General features: G+C 53.2%; 1 rRNA gene (cut by a window edge). It reads left to right on the top strand.

Features of this window, described 5'->3' with window-relative positions:
• Positions 1-12: 12 nt before the first annotated feature.
• A 23S ribosomal RNA gene (locus tag GRH90_RS25750) occupies positions 13-1,185 on the top strand (it continues 1,827 nt past the right edge of the window).

The following is a 1,185-nucleotide window of genomic DNA, read 5'->3' as shown; positions in this document are numbered from 1 at the left end:
TTAGGGTTGTGAGGTTAAGTGAATAAGCGTACACGGTGGATGCCTAGGCAGTCAGAGGCGATGAAGGACGTGCTAATCCGCGAAATGCGCCGGTGAGCTGATATGAAGCGCTATCAGCCGGCGATGTCCGAATGGGGAAACCCAGTGCAATTCGTTGCACTATCATTACGTGAATCCATAGCGTAGTGAGGCGAACCGGGGGAACTGAAACATCTCAGTACCCCGAGGAAAAGAAATCAACCGAGATTCCCCCAGTAGCGGCGAGCGAACGGGGAACAGCCCAGAGTCACCATCAGCTTTTGCATCAGGAGAACGGTCTGGAAAGTCCGGCAACACAGGGTGATAGCCCCGTATCCGAAGGCGCAGAAGCTGTGAGCTCGATGAGTAGGGCGGGACACGTGATATCCTGTCTGAAGATGGGGGGACCATCCTCCAAGGCTAAATACTCCTGACTGACCGATAGTGAACCAGTACCGTGAGGGAAAGGCGAAAAGAACCCCGGCGAGGGGAGTGAAACAGAACCTGAAACCGTGTACGTACAAGCAGTGGGAGCCTTGATTTATCAGGGTGACTGCGTACCTTTTGTATAATGGGTCAGCGACTTATATTCTGTAGCAAGGTTAACCGTTTAGGGGAGCCGTAGGGAAACCGAGTCTTAACTGGGCGTCAAGTTGCAGGGTATAGACCCGAAACCCGGTGATCTAGCCATGGGCAGGTTGAAGGTTGGGTAACACTAACTGGAGGACCGAACCGACTAATGTTGAAAAATTAGCGGATGACTTGTGGCTGGGGGTGAAAGGCCAATCAAACCGGGAGATAGCTGGTTCTCCCCGAAAGCTATTTAGGTAGCGCCTCGTGAATTCATCTTCGGGGGTAGAGCACTGTTTCGGCTAGGGGTCCACCCCGGATTACCAACCCGATGCAAACTGCGAATACCGAAGAATGTTACCACGGGAGACACACGGCGGGTGCTAACGTCCGTCGTGAAGAGGGAAACAACCCAGACCGCCAGCTAAGGTCCCAAAGTCATGGTTAAGTGGGAAACGATGTGGGAAGGCACAGACAGCCAGGATGTTGGCTTAGAAGCAGCCATCATTTAAAGAAAGCGTAATAGCTCACTGGTCGAGTCGGCCTGCGCGGAAGATGTAACGGGGCTAAACCATGCACCGAAGCTGCGGCAGCGAT

It is taken from the genome of Acerihabitans arboris (genome assembly GCF_010131535.1).
GTDB lineage: Bacteria > Pseudomonadota > Gammaproteobacteria > Enterobacterales > Enterobacteriaceae > Acerihabitans > Acerihabitans arboris.
This window is presented reverse-complemented; position numbering and strand designations above follow the sequence as displayed.